The following is a 20,134-nucleotide window of genomic DNA, read 5'->3' as shown; positions in this document are numbered from 1 at the left end:
CTTGTTGAAGCATCATTTTATCAATCCATGCTTTGCTCCAATAGGCACGCAACAGCATGATGAAAAGCAACTATTCTGTAAACCGCCCCAAAAAACGGTAAACTGCTCCCGCACGAACATCGAATAAACGATTGAAAAGTAATGGCGATCCCGACTGGATTCGAACCAGTGACCTACGGCTTAGAAGGCCGGTGCTCTATCCAGCTGAGCTACGGGACCTCACCATCAGAACCCGGCCATAGCATGAAGCATGAGGCCGGGAAAAGCTGTTAATGCGTCCAAGGCTGGGCGCGATAGAAGCTGAAGTTATCCGAATAGGAAACCTTGCGGCGCTTCACTTCGTGCGGCTCGATCACGCGATAAGCAATGCCGTTACGGGTCGCGTATTCGATTGCGTCTTCACGGCTGTCAAATGACAGGCGAATCTGGCTCTTCATATCGCCGGATGATGTATAGCCCATCAGAGGCTCAACCTTGCGGGCGCTCTCCGGCTCATATTCCAGAAGCCAGTTTTCTGTTTTGGCTTTACCAGACTGCATTGCGGTCTTAGCTGGACGGTAAATACGTGCAACCATTTGAAGAACCTTGATCCAAATCTTTTGCTGACGCGCATATCAATGGCGACAATTTCATCAAGGCAATAGTTTACACATCACATCATGTCAACGCGATAAAGGCGCACGCCACAGCATCTGCCTGCGACATACTTCATCTTTGCAAACTGTCTTGAAGAAAATGGTCGGAGCGAGAGGATTCGAACCTCCGACCCCCTGATCCCAAATCAGGTGCGCTACCAGGCTGCGCTACGCTCCGTGCTTTGTAAGCGGCCCTTCCCTAGTTAATCGACAGAAATAAAGCAAGCGATAAAAAGTGCCTTTGCCAATTTTATTCACATTCATACGCTTATTGGCGTTTTTGGTTTGAACAAAAAGTCGGAACCAATCACCAGGCTGGGACGTTTCAGTTGCATCTTCACATTTTCAGGAGTTTCAGAGTGAATCGCAACGGTCTTTATCTTGTTATAGGTGCTCTTATCGTCATCGTGGCCGGATTCGCGGTCTATACCTATCAGGAAGAAACGAAGCCTTCCGGTATAGAGATGAAAATCGGAGAAAATGGTGTCTCCATTCAGGAGAACTAATCCCTTAGTCTGAAATGCGCGTCTAATATCCACATTTGTCGGATACTTAATCGAGTTAAAAACATATGAATCGATTAAGATTTCAATCGCTTACCGTTTGTGATGCAACTATTTTTCGCGGTCCGTGTTATTTGGCTTGTCAAGTCAACGGAGGCTCGAAAATCGGGAGTATCGAAATGGATATGCAGAATTCAGATGCGCTTTACCGTCGTCACGAAAATGAATGGGCAGCATTTCGGGATGCCGTTCAGCAAAAAGAATTGCGCCAGAAACGCGACGAGCCCGCATCTGCTGACTCTTTTTCGGGAAGCACGTCGTCTCAACCGGAATAGTTGATCAGACTGTCTTCTAACAAACGCCGCGCAAGCGGCGTTTTTTATTGTCCACCAGTATCATGAAACCTTAAATTCAAGAAAATTGACTTGGGATTTCAAGCTGCTGCGCTACGTTCCTTTCATCTTCACCCCATAAGGATAGCGAAATGTCGGTACAAAAAGTAGCAATCGTCACCGCAGCCGGCAGCGGCATGGGTGCTGCATCTGCAAAGCGTCTTGCGCAAGATGGCTTTGCGGTCGCGATTTTATCATCTTCAGGCAAAGGTGAAGCCCTTGCCAAAGAACTGGGCGGCATTGGCGTAACCGGCTCCAACCAGTCGGTGGATGATCTAAAGAAACTCGTCGATCTCGCAATCGAAAAATGGGGCCGTGTCGATACATTGGTCAACAGTGCCGGTCATGGTCCACGTGCGCCTATTCTCGATATTACCGATGAAGACTGGCACAAGGGTCTTGATACTTATTTCCTCAACGTCGTGCGCCCAAGCCGCCTTGTGGTACCTTACATGCAAAAGCAGAAATCCGGCACGATCATCAATATATCCTCTGCATGGGCTTTCGAGCCAAGCTCGATGTTCCCGACTTCGGCGGTTTTTCGGGCAGGCCTTGCTTCTTTTACGAAGGTTTTTGCAGACACCTATGCAGCAGACAATATCCGCATGAACAATGTTCTGCCGGGTTGGATCGACAGCCTGCCTGCCACCGAAGAACGCCGCGACAGCGTGCCATTGCAGCGCTACGGAACCAGCGAAGAAATTGCTGCAACCGTTGCATTTCTCGCCTCTGAAGGTGCCGCTTATATCACGGGACAAAATCTGCGCGTTGATGGTGGCCTCACCCGCTCCGTTTAGGTTCGGCTTGTCCGCAGTAACCAAATGCGAAGGAAGACGAGCTAGTGTCTTCCTGTCGCGATTCGGACACCGTTACGAGCAGGACAGGGGACATAGAAATGGCACCACGCAAACGGAGTTCCCGCCCGACAAAACGCTCAAGTGGGCGTTCAGGCGGGCGCAAAACCAGTTCAGGCTCATCCGCACCAATATTGGCGCTCGGCGCGATATTGGGTCTGGGTGCTTTTAGTCTGTGGGCAACGGCACAACATAAAAGCCCACAAGCCGCTATTTCTGCGCTTTTCAAACAGAGTGCGCCAAAGACCGTCTCTTCTGCCCCTGCAAAGACAGAGACCCGACAGCCTGCCGAAAGGGCAGTGATCGAGAAGAAAACGCACTCCAGAGATTATGCGGGCGCGGTTGGTCCTGTCCCTCGCCCTACGGCACCCGTTGCGCCTGCACAGCCCAAACCCGTGCAGCAAGCCGCCATTCAAGCGCCTAAGCCGCCGATGCCAACGCAGAAGCTCGTCCCACCGCCCCCGGCCTCTGCACGCGCTTTGCCAATGCCGCCGCGTGGCACAAATGCAGCCGCACACTCGCCATCCGTGGTCTATGCAAAGACGAAGCTTATCATTCATAAAAATGCCTGGGATAAGTCGCCTTCAATCGGCACTGTGGATAAAGGGCGCGAAATGCGCTCCTATGGCAAAACAGGTAGATGGCACCGTGTTGTTGTGCCCTCGACCAATATGATTGGCTGGGTGCATGAAGAGCGGCTGCTCGGTGGCCGTAGCAAACCTGACAGCGCAGGGATGATCACCGGATCGGTTGCCAAAAAACCACAAGCGCCCGCCCCAGCGGTGCCCGTGGTGCAGAAGACACGCATTCAGCCGCCGATGGCCGTTGGACAGAAGAACTAAACTTTCTGCGCAGCTTTCGCCATGGCTGCGATTTGGGGATCACCCGGCAGATAGTTAAAACCAATTGCAAGCAATGATGCGGTATCGGCGACCATATCGCCGAACAGCTGTTCATAAAGCATCTTCCTGCCGACGAGCGTCAGCAAAATATTCATAAAAATGGCTGGCACCGGCAGCAATCGCGACGGACGCCCCATCGCGGCACGTGCTTTTGATACAAGCGCGCGTGTTGAACGTGGTTCCGGCTCGGCAAGATGGAATATCTGGCCCGAAACTGCATTTGAGGGTGCGCTGGCCAAAAACACCAAGGCGCGCGCCACATTTTCCAGTGAGACAAAACTTCTGCGATTGTTGGCAGCGCCCAATGGCAAAGGCAGGCCGCTGTCGCAAAGCCGCATCAAAGCGCGCAGATTGGCCTTCGCATCCGGTCCATAGACAAGCACAGGACGCGCAATCACCACTTCGATACCACGCATGGCAAGCAGAGCAATTTCGGCTTCGGCTTTGGCACGTCCATAATCGTCACGCGGGGCAAGCGGCATATCCGGCGTAAGCGGCGATGGGTTTTGTGCAATCGTGTAGATCGTCGAGACAAAAATGAAGCGACGCACACCGGCCTGTCGGGCTTTTTCGGCAAGTTCGACTGTCAGGCGATGATTAACGGCATCAAAGGCCTCTGCCTGTGGCCGGCCCGCCCCTGTGCGATGCGCAAGGGCAGCACAATGAATAACCGTATCCACGTCATAGAAGTCGGGGTTTGAAAGGTCATTGCGAGACAGAGCAAGGCTTGCATGGCCTTCTAGCGCCAAATGTCCAAGAACAGCGCTTCCGATAAATCCATTGGCTCCGGTGACGGCGATCTTCATTCATCACCGTGACCGCTATCCGACAAAACCTGTGCGGCCAACGTGCGGGTTATGCGGGTTTTTTGTTCAAGTGCCACGCGATCAAGGCGATCAACAATCTGGATTGCCGACAAAAGTGAGCGCTCGATCCGGCTGACCAGATAGCTCACCACATGCGGCTCGACGCTGATTTGGCGGTCGGCGAACAGTTTATGGATGACGCCACCAAGCAGCATATCGTCCGGCTCTGAAATCTCCACGACTGTTGCAGCCTTCAGACGCGATGCAAGATCAGGCAGCTTGACGTTCCAGTTGGCAGGTAGAAGACGCGACGTCATCAAAAGCGACGGCCCCGGTCCGAGGGCGGCGTTCTGCCGGACGCTGTTTATGAGATGAAACAGACCTGTTTCGTCAAAAGCCGCTCCACCGATATTGTCGATCAAAACCGGATATTCTGCCGCCCCCGTCACCACATCATCGCTGATAGCTTTCGGATCGGCCAATAATGCATCTGTTGCCGCACGCCAGACTTCTGCCAGATGCGTTTTGCCCGCACCTGTCGGCCCTGCAAGGATCACCACCGGCGCAACCCAGTTCGGCCAGCGATCAATCAGATCCACCGCAGCACGGTTCGACCCCGTGACGATAATATCTTCGCGGTGATAGCCGGGTTGATGCACGAGATCGAGCGGAATTTGACGCGGGGCGTCACTCATCGCTTTCTCCTGTGCTTTCAACCGGGTTACAGTTCGATTTCATTTTTCCTTGCCTGCATTCTCGCCAGCTTCGATCAACAACCCTTTATCGGAATGCGAACGCTTAAACGCCGGGTCGTACATCGGAGAATGGAGATAGCGATTCAGCGCAAATCGCACAAGCACCCCGACTGCCGCCGCAGCAGGCACGGCAACCAGCATTCCGGTGAAGCCAAACAGGGAACCGAAGGCGAACAGAGCAAACATCAGCCAGACCGGATGAAGCCCGACCGATGAGCCAACAAGCTTGGGCTGGAGGATATTTCCTTCCACGAACTGGCCCAGGAAAAACACCCCTGCAACAACCACAATCGTAATCCAGTCCGGCCAGAACTGCACCAGCGCAACACCGATGGCGAGCGCCAGTCCGATAAAGGATCCGATATAGGGGATAAAGCTTATAACGCCGGCGAAAAAGCCGATCAGCAGGCCAAAATTAAGACCTGCGAGTGTCAGGCCGATGGCATAATAAGTGCCGAGGATGAGGCACAAAGTACCCTGCCCGCGCACAAAGCCTGCAACCGCCTTATCCATGTCACGCGCGATACTGCGAACCGTATAAAGCTGTCTGCGCGGCACCCATGAATCGATACGATCAACCATGCGATCCCAGTCGAGCAGCATGTAGAACGCAACCACGGGCGTGACGATGAAAAGGCCTGCAATATCGATCAGAGATTTCCCCGAATTCCACAGGGATTGCAGCAAAGTGGAAAGAAAACCAGCCCCTTGCTGGAGTAGCGAGCTGAGATTCTCCTGAATGACTGAGCTATCGATGCCAATATAACGCTTGAGCCACTGGGAATTTTCATTCGCCATCAATGCCTGAAGCTGCGAAATGTAATCGGGTAGTTTGCCGATCAAATCCACGAGCTGCGTAGCCAAAATCGGAATGATGATCATCAGCCCGACCACAAGTATGATCAGAAAAACGAGCAGGATGAAAATGGTTGCGGCCAGCCGCGACAATCCCAACTTCTCCAGCCGGTCCGCAACCGGATCAAGGAAGTAAGCCAAAGCCATACCGGCCACAAATGGCAGCAGAACCGGGCTGAACACGACCAAAAACAGGATGAACACCAATATGGCACATGTCCAGAACATGGCCTGACGACGCACGACCGAACCGGTGAAGCCACCGACTTCGACATTGACGTGAATGTCGCCATCACGCGCCACAGCATCCGATTGCTGTATGGTTTTGCTCGTGGCATCGGTCACGGGCGCTGGTTTTTTGGCCATATTCATCCATTCTCTGAAAAGGCAGGTTGTGAGCTTGTCCGATAAATAGTCATATTACTATTGTTATAAGCACTGGGCGAGGATGATAGTTAGTCCAACGCAGAAAGATTGCAATGGATGTGCGCGGTGCAAGTTTGAACGTGGCTGGCAACCCACAGGGTCGTGATTTTCCGCAGATTCCTGCGTTGTTTTGTGCTTTTCCGGCTCTGCGGCCTTGCAGGACAGGCAATCTCATGTCATTGCGCGCTTAATTATTCCCGCCCAATCTCCAGGAGCAGGTCATGACCGTTGAAAATAACCCCGCCCAAAAAAATGGACTGACCTATGCGGAGGCTGGCGTCGATATTGATGCGGGCAATCTGATGGTCGACAAGATCAAGCCACTTGTGCGCTCGACACGCCGTCCCGGCGCTGATGGGGAAATTGGCGGCTTCGGCGGCCTGTTCGATCTCAAGGCCGCAGGCTTTACCGATCCGGTGCTGGTCGCAGCCAATGATGGTGTTGGCACCAAGCTCAAAATCGCAATCGATGCAGACAAGCATGACACCGTTGGCATTGACCTTGTTGCCATGTGCGTGAACGATCTTGTCGTACAGGGCGCAGAGCCGCTGTTCTTTCTCGATTATTTCGCGACCGGCAAGCTGTCGCCTGATCAGGGTGTCGCCATTGTCTCCGGCATTGCAGAAGGCTGCCTTCAGGCTGGCTGTGCGCTGATCGGTGGCGAGACCGCTGAAATGCCGGGCATGTATCGGGATGGCGATTATGATCTTGCTGGCTTTGCGGTTGGTGCCGCAGAACGCAATCGCCTGCTGCCGCGCGGCGATGTCTCCGAAGGCGATATTATTCTCGGCCTTTCGTCATCAGGCGTTCACTCCAACGGTTTCTCGCTGGTGCGCCGCATCGTTGAAATATCCGGTCTTGGCTGGAAATCGGATGCGCCGTTCAAGGAAGGCGCAACGCTTGGTGAAGCCCTGCTGGAGCCAACCCGCATTTATGTAAAGCCTCTGCTTGCAGCAATCAAAGCGTCGGATGGCATCAAGGCATTGGCGCATATCACAGGCGGTGGTTTTCCGGACAATATTCCGCGCGTTCTGCCAGATGGTCTTGCGGCTGAAATCAATCTTGATGCAATCGATGTTCCGGCCGTTTTCTCCTGGCTTGCCAAGACCGGCGGCGTCGAACCGCTCGAAATGCTGCGCACGTTTAACTGCGGCATCGGCATGATTGCTGTGGTCTCGCCCGACAAGGTGGAAGACGTGGTTGCCGCGCTCGCCAAGGAAGGCGAAAACGTTGTTACGCTCGGCCGCATGGTCAAGCGCGAAGGCGAAGGCGTTGTTTATCAGGGCACTTTGGCGCTATGAGCCGCAAGCGGGTCGTCATTTTCATCTCGGGCGGCGGCTCCAATATGGAGGCGCTGATCCGCGCTGCTCAGGCGCCCGATTTTCCGGCTGAAATTATCTCGGTCTTTTCCGACAAGCCTAATGCCGGCGGCCTTGCGAAAGCGCAAGCCGCAGGTATTGCAACACAGGTGTTTACCCGCAAGGATTATGCTTCCAAGGAAGCGCATGAAGGCGCAATCCTTGAAGCGCTTGCAGCATTAAACCCGGACATTCTCTGCCTTGCAGGTTATATGCGGCTTCTCTCTGCAAAATTTATTGCGCCTTATGAGGGCCGTATCCTCAACATCCATCCTTCACTGCTGCCGCTTTTTGCGGGCCTGCACACGCATCAGCGTGCCCTTGACGCAGGGATGAAGCTTGCTGGCTGTACCGTGCATCTGGTGACGGAAGGCATGGATGAAGGTCCGATTCTGGCGCAGGCCGCAGTGCCGATTATTGATGGAGACACGGAAAGCACGCTTGCTGCCCGTGTGCTGAAGGCAGAGCACAAGGTCTACGCTTTGGCGCTCAAAAAGTTTGCCAGTGGTGACGTGGAAACGAGCCTGTCACAAGATGCAATGATAATCAGCGCCTGACCAGCAATGCACAATGAAGCGCGACAAATTAATCACACCCCAATTTTTTCGTTAACAAAACTTTAATTCTCGCGAAAATGCCCTAATTCGGGTGCGTAAGGGAAGCTGCTTCGGCAACCCTATGAGAGTCGCATAAGCGTCTCTTTCAGTATGTGTTTATTAGAGGACAAAATCATGTCTCTCCGTTTTTCGACTTCATTCCTGTCAGCTATGGCCGTTGCTTCAGGCATCGCAATGACGGCCCCGGCACTTGCCGCTGACTTCGTGGCCGCCCCCGGTTCAGGCCGTACACAGCCGCGTTCGGAAGTTGGCACTTTGACTTGCGATATTTCCCCGGCAATTGGTGTGATCATTGGAAGCCAGCAGGACGTAAATTGCGTATTCAAGCCCGTTCGCGGCCGTGGTCCCATTGAGCATTACACAGGCAATATCACCAAAATTGGCGTTGATATTGGCTTCATCAATGGCGGCACGATGGCTTGGGCGGTGTGGGCTCCAACTGTTCGCCCAGAGGGCGCGCTCAAGGGCCGTTATGTTGGCGCATCGGCAAATGCCGCAATTGGCATCGGCGCAGGCACCAATATCCTGACCGGCGGCTCATGGAAAACCATCTCGTTGCAGCCTATCTCGCTTCAAGGGCAGAAGGGTCTCAATGCAGCTGTTGGCCTCTCGAAGCTTAAGCTGAACTACGCAGGCTAATCCGGTCTGATACAATCAAAAACCGCGCTTAACTTAAATTAAGCGCGGTTTTTTATTTTATGAAAGCTTTCTGATCCAGATTTTGGTGTCATGAACCGCAAGCCCGCCATATGGCGCAGCAGGCTCAGCACCGATCAGCGTATTGATCCCCTCACCGCGCTCGAAGGTCGAATTCGGGAAAATGCCCTCCGACACCACAACGCCGCGCTTTTGACCGGCGCGCAGCACGGCATGAAGCACGACCTCGCCGCGATGATTGCCAATTTCAATCCGCTCACCATCCGCAATATCCAGTTGAGCCGCATCATCCGGGTGGATGAGAAGTTCCGGCCGGATTTCTTTGGCAAGAGAGGTGGGTGTTTCGGCAAACGTTGAATTGAGAAAATTATGCGCCGGCGATGTGGCCAGTCGGAACGGATGTTCATCATCGACTGCCTCAATCACATTCCAATAGTCCGGAAACTCTGGAATTGAATGATGCGGCCCTTGCAGCCCCATGACTTCCGGCGGTTTGTTTGGTGAAGGGCTACCGGTCCAGTCCGGGCGGAAGCGGAACTTGCCATCCGGCCATTTGAAGCCTTTGATATAATGCGCTTCCTCAAAGGGTGGTTGCATATCGACAAAGCGCTTTTCCTTCAATTCATCGAAATGCGGAAGATCGCTGTTGGTGTTCATATTGTCGATTAATGTGCGTTCGTCGACGTTAAAGCCCGGCAGATGCGCAACGCCAAGTCGCTCCGCCAACCCATTGATAACAAAGACATTGGGGCGAGCCTCTGCAAGAGGTTCGATCAGTTTCGGCCCCAAGACCACGTGCTGCTGACCGCCGCCACGGTAAATATCGTCGTGTTCGAGAAAGGTCGTGGCAGGCAGAACAACATCGGCCATTTTGGCCGTATCCGTCATGAACTGCTCGTGCACTGCAACAAACAGGTCTTCACGCGCAAAGCCCTGACGCACCAGGCGCTGTTCAGGCGTCACATTCATCGGATTGGTGTTCTGGATCAGCATTGCCATCACAGGCGGACCGCCGTAGAGCGCTTCGCTGTCACCTGTGAGAATGCGCCCGATCTTCGACTGATCAAGGAAACGCAGGCTTTTATCCTGCATAGTGCTGCCTTCGATCTCACGCTTGTCCATCTTGAAGATGCCCGCATTGGAATGAAATGCGCCGCCGCCTTCATATTGGAAAGCACCAGTGACACAGGCAATCGATGCCGCCGCATGCATGTTAACCGCACCATTGCGCTGACGCGTAAAGCCGTAGCCAAGACGGAAATAGGTCCGTCTGGTCTTGCCCACCAGATGCGCGAAAGCCTCGATTTCCTCCACGCTTAAGCCGGTGATTTCAGCGGCCCATTCCGGTGTGCGGGTTGAAAGATGGGCCTCCAGCCCTTTTGGATCGTCGGTGTAGCGGTTGAGATAATCCCAGTCGGCAAGACCATCACGAAACAGCACATGCATAACCGCACAGGCAAAAGCGCCATCGGTGCCAGGTTTCAGCACGATGCCCATATCGGCCTGACGCACAGTCGCATTGGCGTAGATGTCGATGACCACGATCTTGGCACCGCGATCCTTGCGTGCCCGCACCGCATGGGTCATCACATTAACCTGTGTGGCGGCGGCATTGGTGCCCCAGATGACAACCACATCCGCCTTTGCCATCTCGCGCGGGTCTGGCCCCGTCAGGCTGCCGGTGCCAGCAAAGTAGCCGGTCCAAGCCATATTGGTGCAGAAACTGTCAAACTGGTTTGAATAGCGCTTGGCATAACGCAGACGATTGATGGAATCGCGCTGCACAAGCCCCATCGTACCCGCGTAATAATAAGGCCAGACGCTTTCACTGCCATATGTCTCTTCGGCTTTGAGAAAGCGCTCGGCGATCAGATCAAGGGCTGCTTCCCAAGATGCCTGTTTCCATTCGCCATCCCCCTTGCGACCAGCGCGAATAAGCGGATGCTTCAAGCGATCCGGGTGATGCACACGTTCAGCATAGCGCGCGACCTTGGCGCAGATCACGCCTGCGGTATAGCTATTGTCTTTTGCGCCGCGCACGCGGCCAATCGTTCGCTCATCCAGCAACTCAATATCGAGTGCGCATGTGGAGGGACAATCATGCGGACAAGCGGAATGTCCAATTTTGATATTCGTTTTGGGGGACGTCTGGCTCATAATGCTTTTTAAGCCAATCGCAGCGTAATTGCACCCAATACGATCAGCCCTGCGGCCAGAAAACGCGGCAAGCCAATTTTCTCTTTGAGAATGGATGCAGAAATAAGAATACCAAACAAGATAGCTGTTTCTCTCAGAGCAGCAACAACAGCGATTGGGGCCATCGTCATAGCCCATAGCGCAAGACCATACGATAGCAAAGTGCCTAGACCGCCGATCAGCGATGGCCGCCAGTGGTTTCGAATATAATGCAAGAAGCGATCCGGCTCACGATACAGAGCCCAGCCCGCCAGTGGAAATGCGTTCACCAGAAACAGCCAGAGCGTATAGGACAAAGTATGCCCCGATGCCCGCACGCCCACACCATCAATGATGGTGTAAGCTGCGATAAACCCCGCATTTGTAAGCGCAAGCAAAGCCGTCCTGCTTGATGTGCCACCATTGCGCCTTCGCGCGTCCAGCGCCATGGCCAGAACGCCAGCGCAAATCAGCATAACGCCAATCCAGCCACCCAAACCGATAGTTTCGCCAATCAACGGTGCACTGACCAGCGCCACCAGCAAAGGCGGCGTTCCGCGCATGATCGGATAGGCTTCGCTCATATCGCCTGATTTATAGGCGGCGGCGACCAGCGACATGTAGAATATCTGCGTGATGGTCGAAAGCGCAATATAGATCCAGCTTGAGGGATGCGGTAAAGGCAGAAATGGCAGAAAGAAAACTGCAATCAGTCCGGCTGCGCCGACCACACAGGCAGCGGCAAAAAACTTGTCGCCCCCTCCTTTAACAATAGCGTTCCAACTTGCGTGGAAAAACGCGCCGCAAAGGACAATCAGAAGAACAGTACCGGACATGAAAGACACGACTCGAATAAGAGCAGATGATGAGCGTTGTATCTCACATTTCGCAGCACTGGGATATTGCCGAAAGCGACGAGGCATGAAACAAGCGCGAATATGAATTACCGTCACGCCTATCACGCCGGGAACTTTGCCGATGTCGTCAAACACGTCATCCTTTCCCGCATCATCGAATATCTCAAGCGCAAGGAACAGGCCTTCCGCGTGGTCGATACCCATGCGGGCATAGGCCTCTATGATCTGCGTGGCACGGAGGCCGGCAAGACTGGCGAATGGATCGGCGGTATTCGCCGTATCATGGATGCCGTTGAAAAGGCTGAAATCCCGCCACAAGCAATCGAACTGCTTGAGCCTTATCTCGATGCCGTTCGGTCGGTCAATAAGGGCAATGAGCTGAAACACTATCCCGGCTCGCCGCTTCTTACGCGCCATCTTCTGCGCAAACAGGATCGTCTGTCGGCGCTGGAGCTGCATCCGCAGGATGCCAAGAAACTGGCGAAACTGTTTGATGGTGATTATCAGGCGCGGGTCATTGAGCTTGATGGCTGGCTGTCGCTTGGAGCGCATATGCCGCCCAAAGAAAAGCGTGGGCTTGTTCTGGTCGATCCGCCATTCGAGATAGAAGGCGAGTTTGATCGTCTCGTCGATGGGCTTGTGAAGGCTTACAAACGCTTTCCCGGCGGGACTTATGCGCTGTGGTATCCGGTCAAAGACCGGAAAGAGACTGACCGATTCACAAAGCGCCTGCGGGAAACCGAGATCCCGAAAATCATGAAGATCGAGCTTGCGATTCGCGCACCATCGTCCGAACCGCGCCTTGATGGGACCGGGATGATTGTCGTCAATCCGCCTTACACACTCGAAAGTGAGATGCAAATCCTGCTTCCCTGCCTTACCAAATTACTTGCGGAAGAAAAGGGGAGCAATTTCAGCATTCAATGGATACGCAGCGAGACGGATCGCACTTGACCGCTGGCCATTGCTGAAAGAAACTGCACCTGAGTTTGAAAAGCGAGCGTCATGCTCGAATTGTAAGACAGGATAGAGACATGCAACGCAAGTTGGATCGCATCGGACAGTTTTCTAGGGCAGCATTTCTCTCTGCTTCGGCCATTCCGCTGACGTTTGCCTCCCTGCCCGCAAGTGCTGCCGACTATTTGGCGCCGGCACCAGCCGTTGTTGGCGATGCAGGTTTGTGCAATCAGCAAAGCGTACTGCGCCGCGTGGTTTCTGATTTCGGCTATCAGGTTCGCCATGTGCCACATCTGCCGCAGGTTGGCATAACCGCGATGAGCGATGTTCGTCTCACACGCTATGAGCCAAAAAACAATCCGGCCCAGATTGAGCGCACCTATTGTAAGGCAACAGCCGTTTTGAGCGATGGCCAGTATCGCCCGGTCTGGTACCTGGTTGAAGAAGGCCAGGGCTTTGCAGGCGTGGGCAGCAATGTTGAATTCTGCGTCGACGGCTTTGACCGCTGGTATGTCTTCGACGCCAGCTGCCGCGTCCTGCGCTGATCGTGTCAGCGATGCTGCGCAAACTGGCGGCGATAACCGCCGCCCTTCTTGCCACTTCCCTTTCAGCGCTATCAGCAATGGCGCAGGACCGGGGCAATAGCCGCCCCGGTGATTTCGATTTCTATGTTCTCTCCCTTTCATGGTCGCCAAGCTATTGCACTCTTGAGGGGCCAAGAGCCAACAAACAGCAATGTGGGACATCGCGCCCCTTCGGCTTCGTCGTACATGGTCTTTGGCCACAGAACGAATGGGGCTATCCGGCCAATTGCCAGTTGGACAATAGCCGCAGTCGCGGCAGTTTCGTTCCCCGGCAAATTGTTTCCAGCGTATCCGACATTATGCCATCGACAGGTCTGATTGCGCATCAGTGGCGCAAGCATGGAAGCTGTTCAGGTCTTGCGCAGGATGAATATTTTTCGACGATCCGTCAGGCTTATGAGCAAGTGAACATTCCGCCCAGCCTCCGCAATCTTGCGATCTCGCGCCGCGTTGATCCTATGCTGGTGGAAAAGGCCTTCATTGCGGCTAATCCGGGTATGAAGCAGGACGGTATATCCATTTCCTGCAATCGAAATTATTTGCAGGAAGTCCGAATCTGCATGACGAAAGACCTTAAATTTCGGCCCTGCGAACAAATTAACAATAATGCATGTCGCAGCCGTTCCGTTCTGATGCCAGCGACGCGATAATCTTAACCTCAGGAATAATAATGACTCAGATCCTTTATTCTCCCGCCTCGCCCTATAGCGCGAAGGTAAGAATGGCCGCCGCTTATGCACAAGTTCCATTTGAAAGCGTGGTTGTGACAACCTCTGCTGAGCCAGAAAATCTTATCAACGCCAATCCACTTGGGAAAATTCCAACACTCATCACCGATGACGGAAAGAGTGTTTTCGATAGCCGTGCGATTATGCAGTACCTTAATCGCGTATCAGGCAACAAAATTTTCCCGCGCAATGCAGAAAAGCGTACCGATGCCGAACGCTTTGAAGCCATCGCGGATGGCCTGTCTGACGTCCTTCTCGCCCATGTCTATGAGCGCCGCTCACGTCCTGACGACAAAATTCATCAGCCCTGGCTCGACCTGCAATGGCGCAAGGCTGAACGTGCGCTTGATCTTTTAAACGAAGCCCCGCCGCGTCTTGCGGCTAAGTTGCATGGTGGCCATCTGGCCCTGGCGGCCACGCTCGGTTATCTGGCGCTGCGCTTTGAAGGCAAATGGGAGCGTGGACGGCCAAAGCTCAAACGCTGGATGAAGCGGTTCGAAGAGCTGCACCCCGAACTCTCAAAGCTTCTGCCTCACGCTTAAAAAATAAAATAAAAAAACCGGGCAGTTTCCTGCCCGGTTTTTTCGTTCAATTACGAAGTCATTAGAACTTGTAGCCGATACCGACGCGAACGTCCTGTGTGTCGAGCTTGTTACGAACCGATTCGTTGCCGAGGTCGTAGGTCTTGTTACCGAACTGGGTGTAGCGGTATTCAACGCGGCCCAGAATATTGTCGGTAAGCTTAGCTTCCATACCAACGCCTGCTGTCCAACCAACGCGGAACTTGCTTTCGTCGTCAACAGCATTGCTGAGCTTGATCTGCGAACCAGCAACACCAGCAGTTACGTAAGGCATAACTGGGTTCAGGTCGTAACCGAGACGGCCACGGAGCGAGCCTTCAAAGCCCTGCTTAACTTCCAGACCATCGCGGGACTTCTTAGCCCAAGAGTAACCTGCGTCACCTTCAACACCGTATACGAACTGATCCTGCTGGAAGTTCCAGCCAGCATAAGCACCGGTTTTCCAGTCATTAGGCTTAATTGTAGGATCGCTGAAAACGGACGATTCGTTCTTCGCCTTGTTCCAGCCGTAGCCGAGGTACAAACCAGTGTAACCGCCGGCCCAGGTGTACTGAGGAGCCATTTCAACTGGAGCAGGAACAGGAGGCTGTTCCATGATCGCGTCTGCTGCGAAAGCAGTTGCAGAGAACGGCAGCAGCGCAGCCGAGGCGATTACGAGAGACTTAAGAGTGCGCATTGCATTCTCCTTCAATAAATTACCTTTAGCGCGGTCCCTTATCGGGCGGACAGAAATTGGGAGTGATCCATCCATGCCGCGCTGACAGGACAGACATATCGTTGGTAATTGCGGCATGATCTTTCCGCTTCTGTGGAAAGAACCTGTCGAGAACATGGCAAAACTGTGATGTTGCATTCTGGCAACGCCTCGATATTGCCCCTATATTACGGCTTGCAACATCGAAAGCGTTGCTTGAAGACAAGGTGATGAAATTGAAACCACTGAATTTGTTAGTTTTTTGTCAGTGGAGGTCATCAGAGTTTCAGTTTTACGCTGTATTTTTCCCGGTAAGATGGCAAGAATCGAAGCGATGAATCACGATAAGAAAGTGTTTACCCTGTTGGAAAATCCGCAAACCAATCCGCTTGCAACTTGCCCAGTTCTGGTGACCGGCGGGGCACGGCGCATAGGCAAAGCCATGGTGGAAGACCTGGCTGCTCTGGGTTTTCCTGTCGCGATTCACTATAATCGTTCCGCCGAAGAAGCTCGCATTCTTGCGGATCAGATCATGGCAAAAGGCGGAAAGGCCTGCATTGTCAAAGCTGATCTTGCCGATGAGAATGATGTTAGAGGTTTAATCGCACGGGCTTCCAACAAGATTGGGCCGATTCGTCTGCTCGTTAACAATGCCTCATTGTTTGAAGATGATCGGGTTGGCAGTCTCGATATGCAGCTTTGGGATCGCCACTTTGCAATTCATCTGAAAACCCCGGTGATTCTCGCTGAAGAAATGGCAAAAGCCCTCCCCGATGGCAGCGATGGCCTTATTATCAATGTGATTGACCAGCGCGTCTGGAAGCTCAATCCACAATTCTTTTCCTATACGCTTTCTAAAACTGCGTTGTGGAACGCCACAAAAACGCTGGCACAGGCACTGGCCCCGCGCATTCGGGTCAATGCCATAGCTCCTGGCCCCACACTTCCCAGCGAGAGGCAGAGCGTGGATGATTTTGAGTTGCAGGTCAGCCGTCTGCCGTTGGCACGCGCGCCCGATTTGTCAGAATTTGGACGTACTATTCGCTACTTCTGGGAAAGCCGATCGGTGACAGGACAGATGATCGCGCTTGATAGTGGGCAGCATCTGGCATGGGAAACGCCGGATATAGCAGGAATTACGGAATGAATGACCCGCGCAAGCCCCATGACGATGCTCCAAACCTGCCATCGAATGATGAAGAGGATGCGGCTGGCATTGTCATCGATGATGCAGACATGGATGAAGACGATGACGGCGATCTGGAAGGGATCGTGCCTGTCGCACCGATTGCCGATTCTATTGAGTGGGATTCATCGGAAGGGCTGCCGGATACAAAAGGCCTGAGCGGCGCCGACATCATCAATGCATTCGTGAGGCATCTGCCAAACAATCCTGGCGTTTATCGGATGTTTAACAGCGCCGGCGATGTCCTCTATGTTGGCAAGGCGCGCAGTCTGAAAAAACGCGTTTCCAATTATGCGCGCGGCATTGGACATTCCAACCGCATCACACGCATGATCAGCGAAACGACAACAATGGAATTTGTTGTCACCCGCACGGAGACGGAAGCGCTGCTGCTTGAAGCGAATCTTATCAAGCGTTTGCGGCCACGATTTAATGTGCTGCTGCGTGACGACAAATCATTTCCCTATATTCTGTTGAGCGGAAACCACCGCGCACCCGGCATTTTCAAGCACCGCGGCGCCCGCACGCGCAAGGGAGAATATTTCGGACCATTTGCGTCCGGCGGTGCTGTTACCCGCACAATCAATGCATTGCAGCGCGCCTTTTTGCTGCGCACCTGCACAGATTCAGTATTCGAAACACGCACCCGCCCCTGCCTGCTTTACCAGATCAAGCGCTGTTCGGGCCCATGCACGCATGAGATCAGCGACGAGGGTTATGCAGAGCTTGTGAGCGAAGCCAAAGCCTTCCTGTCGGGTAAAAGCCAGAACGTCAAAGACCATCTTGCAAAAGCCATGCAGGCGGCATCTGCTGATCTCGATTTCGAGCATGCAGCCGTTTATCGTGATCGCCTTTCAGCGCTTTCACATGTGCAATCGCATCAGGGCATCAATCCGCAGACTGTCGAAGAAGCCGATGTGTTTGCCATCCATCAGGAAGGCGGCATGACCTGTATTCAGGTCTTCTTCTTCCGCACCGGCCAAAACTGGGGCAACCGCGCCTATTTCCCGAAAGCCGACAGCTCGCTCGGACCTGCGGAGGTTCTCGGTGCCTTCCTTTCGCAATTTTATGATGACAAGCCCTGCCCGAAGCTGGTTCTGCTTTCGCAAAGCATTGAGGATCAGACGCTTCTCGCAGAAGCCTTATCCACCCGAGCCAATCATCGCGTTCACGTCACTGTGCCGCAACGTGGCGAAAAGAAAGAGCTGACTGATCACGCTTTGACCAATGCCCGCGAAGCACTGGGACGTCGATTGGCCGAGACGTCTTCGCAAACACGGTTGCTCAAAGGGCTGGCCGAAACCTTTGGCCTGCCGCATGTACCACGCCGCATCGAGGTCTATGATAACTCGCATATCATGGGAACGAATGCTGTCGGCGGTATGATCGTTGCCGGACCGGAAGGCTTCGTGAAGAATCAGTATCGCAAGTTCAATATTAAATCGACGGACATCACGCCGGGCGATGATTTTGGCATGATGCGCGAAGTGATCGAACGGCGGTTTTCACGGCTGGTCAAGGAACATGGCGAGCCTGAGCCTGTAAGCGATGCGGAAACCAACGACGCCTTCCCTTCATGGCCGGATGTCGTGCTTATCGATGGTGGTCAGGGGCAAGTGGGCGCGGTGCGCCAGATTCTTGGCGAACTGGGTATCAGCCATCTTGTGACGGCCATCGGTATTGCCAAGGGCGTTGATCGCGAAGCGGGACGGGAACGCTTTTTCGTGGAAGGCAAGCCGGCCTTTACGCTGCCACCGCGCGATCCTGTGCTCTATTTCATTCAGCGTATGCGCGATGAAGCCCATCGCTTTGCCATCGGCACGCATCGCGCGCGCCGCAAAAAAGAAATGGTCGCCAATCCGCTTGATGAAATTTCGGGAATCGGTCCAACGCGCAAGCGTGCCCTTCTCCACCATTTCGGCACGGCCAAAGCCGTTTCCAGAGCGGCGATTGAAGACCTGATGCAGATTGATGGCATATCGGAAGCCATGGCGCGCACGATTCACGATCATTTTCACGACCGATGACGTAATTTTGTCCGGGTTTCGGCAACTATTCCTCCAAGGGCGTCATTACGTCCCGGAAGAACACATGAGCAGGTGTTGATTTTCTCGGTCATCCCTGTTGTTGTGCACGAATAACGAATGCGACGGTGCTATGCGGAAAAATCACACTCTCTCCTTGCCAAACATACTGACTTACGCACGGATTATCGCCGTGCCACTTGTCGTTTTGTGCTTTTTTGTGGAGGGCAGTCTTCAATCAAGTGACACGTCGCGCTGGACCGCACTGGCAATTTTTGCCATCGCCAGCATCACTGATTTCTTTGATGGTTATCTTGCCCGCATCTGGCAGCAAACATCGACCATCGGCCGTATGCTTGACCCAATCGCTGACAAGCTTCTGGTTTCGGCATGTCTTTTGCTGCTAGCGGCCGATGGCACCATCGCCGGATGGACGCTGTGGGCAGCCATCATCATTCTCTGCCGTGAAATTCTTGTCTCGGGACTGCGTGAATATCTTGCCGAGCTGAAAGTCAGCGTACCGGTTTCGAAACTGGCAAAATGGAAGACAACCGCACAGATGGTTGCTCTGGCCTTTCTGCTGGCGGGGCCCGCTGGCGAGAAAATCCTGCCCTATACGACTGAGATCGGCATTGTTCTGCTTTGGATTTCTGCAATCCTGACACTTTACACGGGCTGGGATTATTTCCGCGCAGGCCTCAAGCACGTCATGGATTGATAATTATGCGCATTAAGCTCGTCTATTTCGCCTGGGTGCGTGAAAAGATCGGCAAGGGAGAGGAAGTCATCGAACTTGCCTGCGAGACAATCACCGTCGGAGATCTGATCGCACACCTCAAAAGCCTTGGCGAAGAATATGACGCTGCGCTTGAGCATGAAAAGGTTATTCGCGCCGCGATTAATCAGGAGCACGCTGACCATGATGAACTGGTCAGAGACGGCAATGAAGTGGCGCTTTTTCCACCTATGACCGGTGGTTGAAATGGTGCAGCCTGACATCTGCCCTCTCTTCATTGATATCCGTGATGCCGACTTCGACATGGCCGTGGAAGTCCGAAAGCTTAGCGATGGTCGGACGGATATAGGTGCGATTGTCAGCTTCACGGGCCTTTGTCGCGATGAAGGCGGTACGCTTGCCGCGCTTGAACTTGAACATTATCCCGGCATGGCACAGGCGGAGATTCGCCGCATCGCGGAGCAAGCGATAGCGCGTTGGCCGCTCTGTGGCGTTTCGATCATTCATCGCTACGGCCTTATCAAGCCCGGCGAAAACATCGTTCTCGTTGTCACAGCATCGTTGCATCGTCAGGTGGCCTTTGAGGCCGCATCCTATCTCATGGATTTCATGAAAACCGGAGCCCCCTTCTGGAAGCGCGAGCATCTGATGGATGGAAAAATCGGCGGCTGGGTCGAATCAAAAGCCAAAGACGAGCAAAGCCGCCAGCGCTGGCAGAAAGACTGAAAAGCGAACCCAAGAAGTCGCCCGCAACATTCTTTTTCCAATTTATCAGATATCGTAAGACGCATTTAATGGCGAATTAACTATTTAACCCCCTAAAATATGGGAACTATTGACGGCATAAAATCA

At 53.5% G+C, this 20,134-nt stretch carries 23 protein-coding genes and 2 tRNA genes; 16 read left to right on the top strand and 9 right to left on the bottom strand.

Translation table 11 applies throughout. The features are described from left to right. Positions 1 to 142 precede the first annotated feature (142 nt). The 3 genes from ABE527_RS04685 to ABE527_RS04675 form a co-directional block, all read right to left on the bottom strand. Positions 143 to 219 (bottom strand) — tRNA-Arg (locus ABE527_RS04685). A 50-nt stretch (positions 220 to 269) separates the two neighbouring features. Continuing rightward, a complete protein-coding gene (locus ABE527_RS04680; RefSeq protein ID WP_265983338.1) occupies positions 270 to 575 on the bottom strand; it encodes an ETC complex I subunit in 306 nt (101 codons plus the stop codon). Positions 576 to 736: 161 nt separating this feature from the next. Next, a tRNA-Pro gene (locus ABE527_RS04675) sits at positions 737 to 813 on the bottom strand. Positions 814 to 994: 181 nt separating this feature from the next. On the opposite strand from ABE527_RS04675, the gene ABE527_RS04670 reads away from it, so the two are divergent. From ABE527_RS04670 to ABE527_RS04655, 4 genes are all read left to right on the top strand, one after another. Next, entirely contained in the window at positions 995 to 1,141 is a 147-nt protein-coding gene (locus ABE527_RS04670; protein WP_265983337.1) for a hypothetical protein, read from the top strand. A 176-nt stretch (positions 1,142 to 1,317) separates the two neighbouring features. Continuing rightward, positions 1,318 to 1,473 carry a hypothetical protein gene (locus ABE527_RS04665; protein WP_396996901.1) on the top strand — a complete coding sequence of 52 codons (156 nt, stop codon included), beginning with the start codon at positions 1,318 to 1,320 and terminating at the stop codon, positions 1,471 to 1,473. A gap of 149 nt (positions 1,474 to 1,622) precedes the next feature. After that, positions 1,623 to 2,327 (top strand): SDR family oxidoreductase, encoded by a 705-nt coding sequence (locus ABE527_RS04660; protein ID WP_499696252.1) that lies wholly within the window; start codon positions 1,623 to 1,625, stop codon positions 2,325 to 2,327. A gap of 98 nt (positions 2,328 to 2,425) precedes the next feature. Continuing rightward, positions 2,426 to 3,226: a hypothetical protein gene (locus ABE527_RS04655; RefSeq protein ID WP_499696251.1), complete on the top strand. Its 801-nt coding sequence runs from the start codon at positions 2,426 to 2,428 to the stop codon at positions 3,224 to 3,226. Here ABE527_RS04655 and ABE527_RS04650 read toward each other — a convergent pair. From ABE527_RS04650 to ABE527_RS04640, 3 genes are read right to left on the bottom strand one after another with little or no spacing between them, the layout of a single operon-like run. Next, positions 3,223 to 4,092, bottom strand: a complete 870-nt coding sequence (locus ABE527_RS04650; protein WP_499696250.1) for an NAD-dependent epimerase/dehydratase family protein — start codon at positions 4,090 to 4,092, stop codon at positions 3,223 to 3,225. The genes ABE527_RS04655 and ABE527_RS04650 overlap by 4 nt on opposite strands. After that, complete coding sequence (gene hdaA / locus ABE527_RS04645) at positions 4,089 to 4,787, bottom strand: DnaA regulatory inactivator HdaA (RefSeq protein ID WP_265983329.1); 699 nt, start codon at positions 4,785 to 4,787, stop codon at positions 4,089 to 4,091. The genes ABE527_RS04650 and hdaA overlap by 4 nt, the downstream gene beginning before the upstream one ends. A gap of 39 nt (positions 4,788 to 4,826) precedes the next feature. Next, positions 4,827 to 6,068 (bottom strand): AI-2E family transporter, encoded by a 1,242-nt coding sequence (locus ABE527_RS04640; protein ID WP_499696329.1) that lies wholly within the window; start codon positions 6,066 to 6,068, stop codon positions 4,827 to 4,829. Between the two features lie 281 nt (positions 6,069 to 6,349). Here ABE527_RS04640 and purM point away from each other — a divergent pair, with 281 nt between their 5' ends. The 3 genes from purM to ABE527_RS04625 all read left to right on the top strand — a co-directional run bounded on the left by purM (position 6,350) and on the right by ABE527_RS04625 (position 8,742). Next, entirely contained in the window at positions 6,350 to 7,429 is a 1,080-nt protein-coding gene (gene purM / locus ABE527_RS04635; RefSeq protein WP_265983325.1) for a phosphoribosylformylglycinamidine cyclo-ligase, read from the top strand. After that, entirely contained in the window at positions 7,426 to 8,043 is a 618-nt protein-coding gene (purN, locus tag ABE527_RS04630; protein ID WP_499696249.1) for a phosphoribosylglycinamide formyltransferase, read from the top strand. The genes purM and purN overlap by 4 nt, the downstream gene beginning before the upstream one ends. 174 nt (positions 8,044 to 8,217) lie before the next feature. Then, the gene (locus ABE527_RS04625) at positions 8,218 to 8,742 is read left to right on the top strand and encodes a DUF992 domain-containing protein (RefSeq protein ID WP_265983322.1); all 525 of its coding nucleotides are present in this window, start codon (positions 8,218 to 8,220) and stop codon (positions 8,740 to 8,742) included. 57 nt (positions 8,743 to 8,799) lie between these two features. Here ABE527_RS04625 and ABE527_RS04620 read toward each other — a convergent pair whose 3' ends face one another. Together ABE527_RS04620 and ABE527_RS04615 are read right to left on the bottom strand one after the other, a co-directional pair. Then, on the bottom strand, positions 8,800 to 10,917 hold the full coding sequence (locus tag ABE527_RS04620; protein ID WP_499696248.1) for a molybdopterin oxidoreductase family protein: 2,118 nt from the start codon (positions 10,915 to 10,917) through the stop codon (positions 8,800 to 8,802). 8 nt (positions 10,918 to 10,925) lie between these two features. Next, positions 10,926 to 11,771, bottom strand: a complete 846-nt coding sequence (locus ABE527_RS04615) for an EamA family transporter (RefSeq protein ID WP_265983319.1) — start codon at positions 11,769 to 11,771, stop codon at positions 10,926 to 10,928. A gap of 102 nt (positions 11,772 to 11,873) precedes the next feature. On the opposite strand from ABE527_RS04615, the gene ABE527_RS04610 reads away from it, so the two are divergent. The 4 genes from ABE527_RS04610 to ABE527_RS04595 all read left to right on the top strand — a co-directional run bounded on the left by ABE527_RS04610 (position 11,874) and on the right by ABE527_RS04595 (position 14,603). Beyond that, complete coding sequence (locus tag ABE527_RS04610) at positions 11,874 to 12,746, top strand: 23S rRNA (adenine(2030)-N(6))-methyltransferase RlmJ (protein ID WP_499696247.1); 873 nt, start codon at positions 11,874 to 11,876, stop codon at positions 12,744 to 12,746. A gap of 80 nt (positions 12,747 to 12,826) precedes the next feature. Continuing rightward, positions 12,827 to 13,294, top strand: coding sequence for a phage portal protein (locus ABE527_RS04605; protein WP_265983316.1), 468 nt, complete (start codon positions 12,827 to 12,829; stop codon positions 13,292 to 13,294). Between the two features lie 11 nt (positions 13,295 to 13,305). Further along, positions 13,306 to 13,983, top strand: a complete 678-nt coding sequence (locus ABE527_RS04600) for a ribonuclease T2 family protein (protein WP_396996959.1) — start codon at positions 13,306 to 13,308, stop codon at positions 13,981 to 13,983. A gap of 20 nt (positions 13,984 to 14,003) precedes the next feature. After that, positions 14,004 to 14,603, top strand: coding sequence for a glutathione S-transferase (locus ABE527_RS04595; RefSeq protein ID WP_499696246.1), 600 nt, complete (start codon positions 14,004 to 14,006; stop codon positions 14,601 to 14,603). A gap of 61 nt (positions 14,604 to 14,664) precedes the next feature. Here ABE527_RS04595 and omp25 read toward each other — a convergent pair whose 3' ends face one another. After that, the gene (gene omp25, locus ABE527_RS04590) at positions 14,665 to 15,318 is read right to left on the bottom strand and encodes an outer membrane protein Omp25 (RefSeq protein ID WP_265983314.1); all 654 of its coding nucleotides are present in this window, start codon (positions 15,316 to 15,318) and stop codon (positions 14,665 to 14,667) included. Between the two features lie 352 nt (positions 15,319 to 15,670). Between omp25 and ABE527_RS04585 the strand changes: the two genes are divergently transcribed. From ABE527_RS04585 to ABE527_RS04565, 5 genes are all read left to right on the top strand, one after another. Continuing rightward, entirely contained in the window at positions 15,671 to 16,483 is an 813-nt protein-coding gene (locus ABE527_RS04585; protein ID WP_499696245.1) for an SDR family oxidoreductase, read from the top strand. Then, positions 16,480 to 18,549 (top strand): excinuclease ABC subunit UvrC, encoded by a 2,070-nt coding sequence (gene uvrC, locus ABE527_RS04580; RefSeq protein ID WP_265983312.1) that lies wholly within the window; start codon positions 16,480 to 16,482, stop codon positions 18,547 to 18,549. The genes ABE527_RS04585 and uvrC overlap by 4 nt, the downstream gene beginning before the upstream one ends. Before the next feature lie 130 nt (positions 18,550 to 18,679). Next, the gene (gene pgsA / locus ABE527_RS04575; protein WP_265983311.1) at positions 18,680 to 19,264 is read left to right on the top strand and encodes a CDP-diacylglycerol--glycerol-3-phosphate 3-phosphatidyltransferase; all 585 of its coding nucleotides are present in this window, start codon (positions 18,680 to 18,682) and stop codon (positions 19,262 to 19,264) included. 5 nt (positions 19,265 to 19,269) lie between these two features. After that, positions 19,270 to 19,527 carry a molybdopterin converting factor subunit 1 gene (moaD, locus tag ABE527_RS04570; RefSeq protein WP_499696244.1) on the top strand — a complete coding sequence of 86 codons (258 nt, stop codon included), beginning with the start codon at positions 19,270 to 19,272 and terminating at the stop codon, positions 19,525 to 19,527. Between the two features lies 1 nt (position 19,528). Continuing rightward, the gene (locus ABE527_RS04565; protein ID WP_265983308.1) at positions 19,529 to 20,008 is read left to right on the top strand and encodes a molybdenum cofactor biosynthesis protein MoaE; all 480 of its coding nucleotides are present in this window, start codon (positions 19,529 to 19,531) and stop codon (positions 20,006 to 20,008) included. The last annotated feature ends 126 nt before the right edge of the window (positions 20,009 to 20,134 follow it).

The organism is Brucella sp. TWI432, assembly GCF_039674445.1.
GTDB classification, from domain to species: Bacteria; Pseudomonadota; Alphaproteobacteria; order Rhizobiales; family Rhizobiaceae; genus Brucella; species Brucella chromiisoli.
This window is presented reverse-complemented; position numbering and strand designations above follow the sequence as displayed.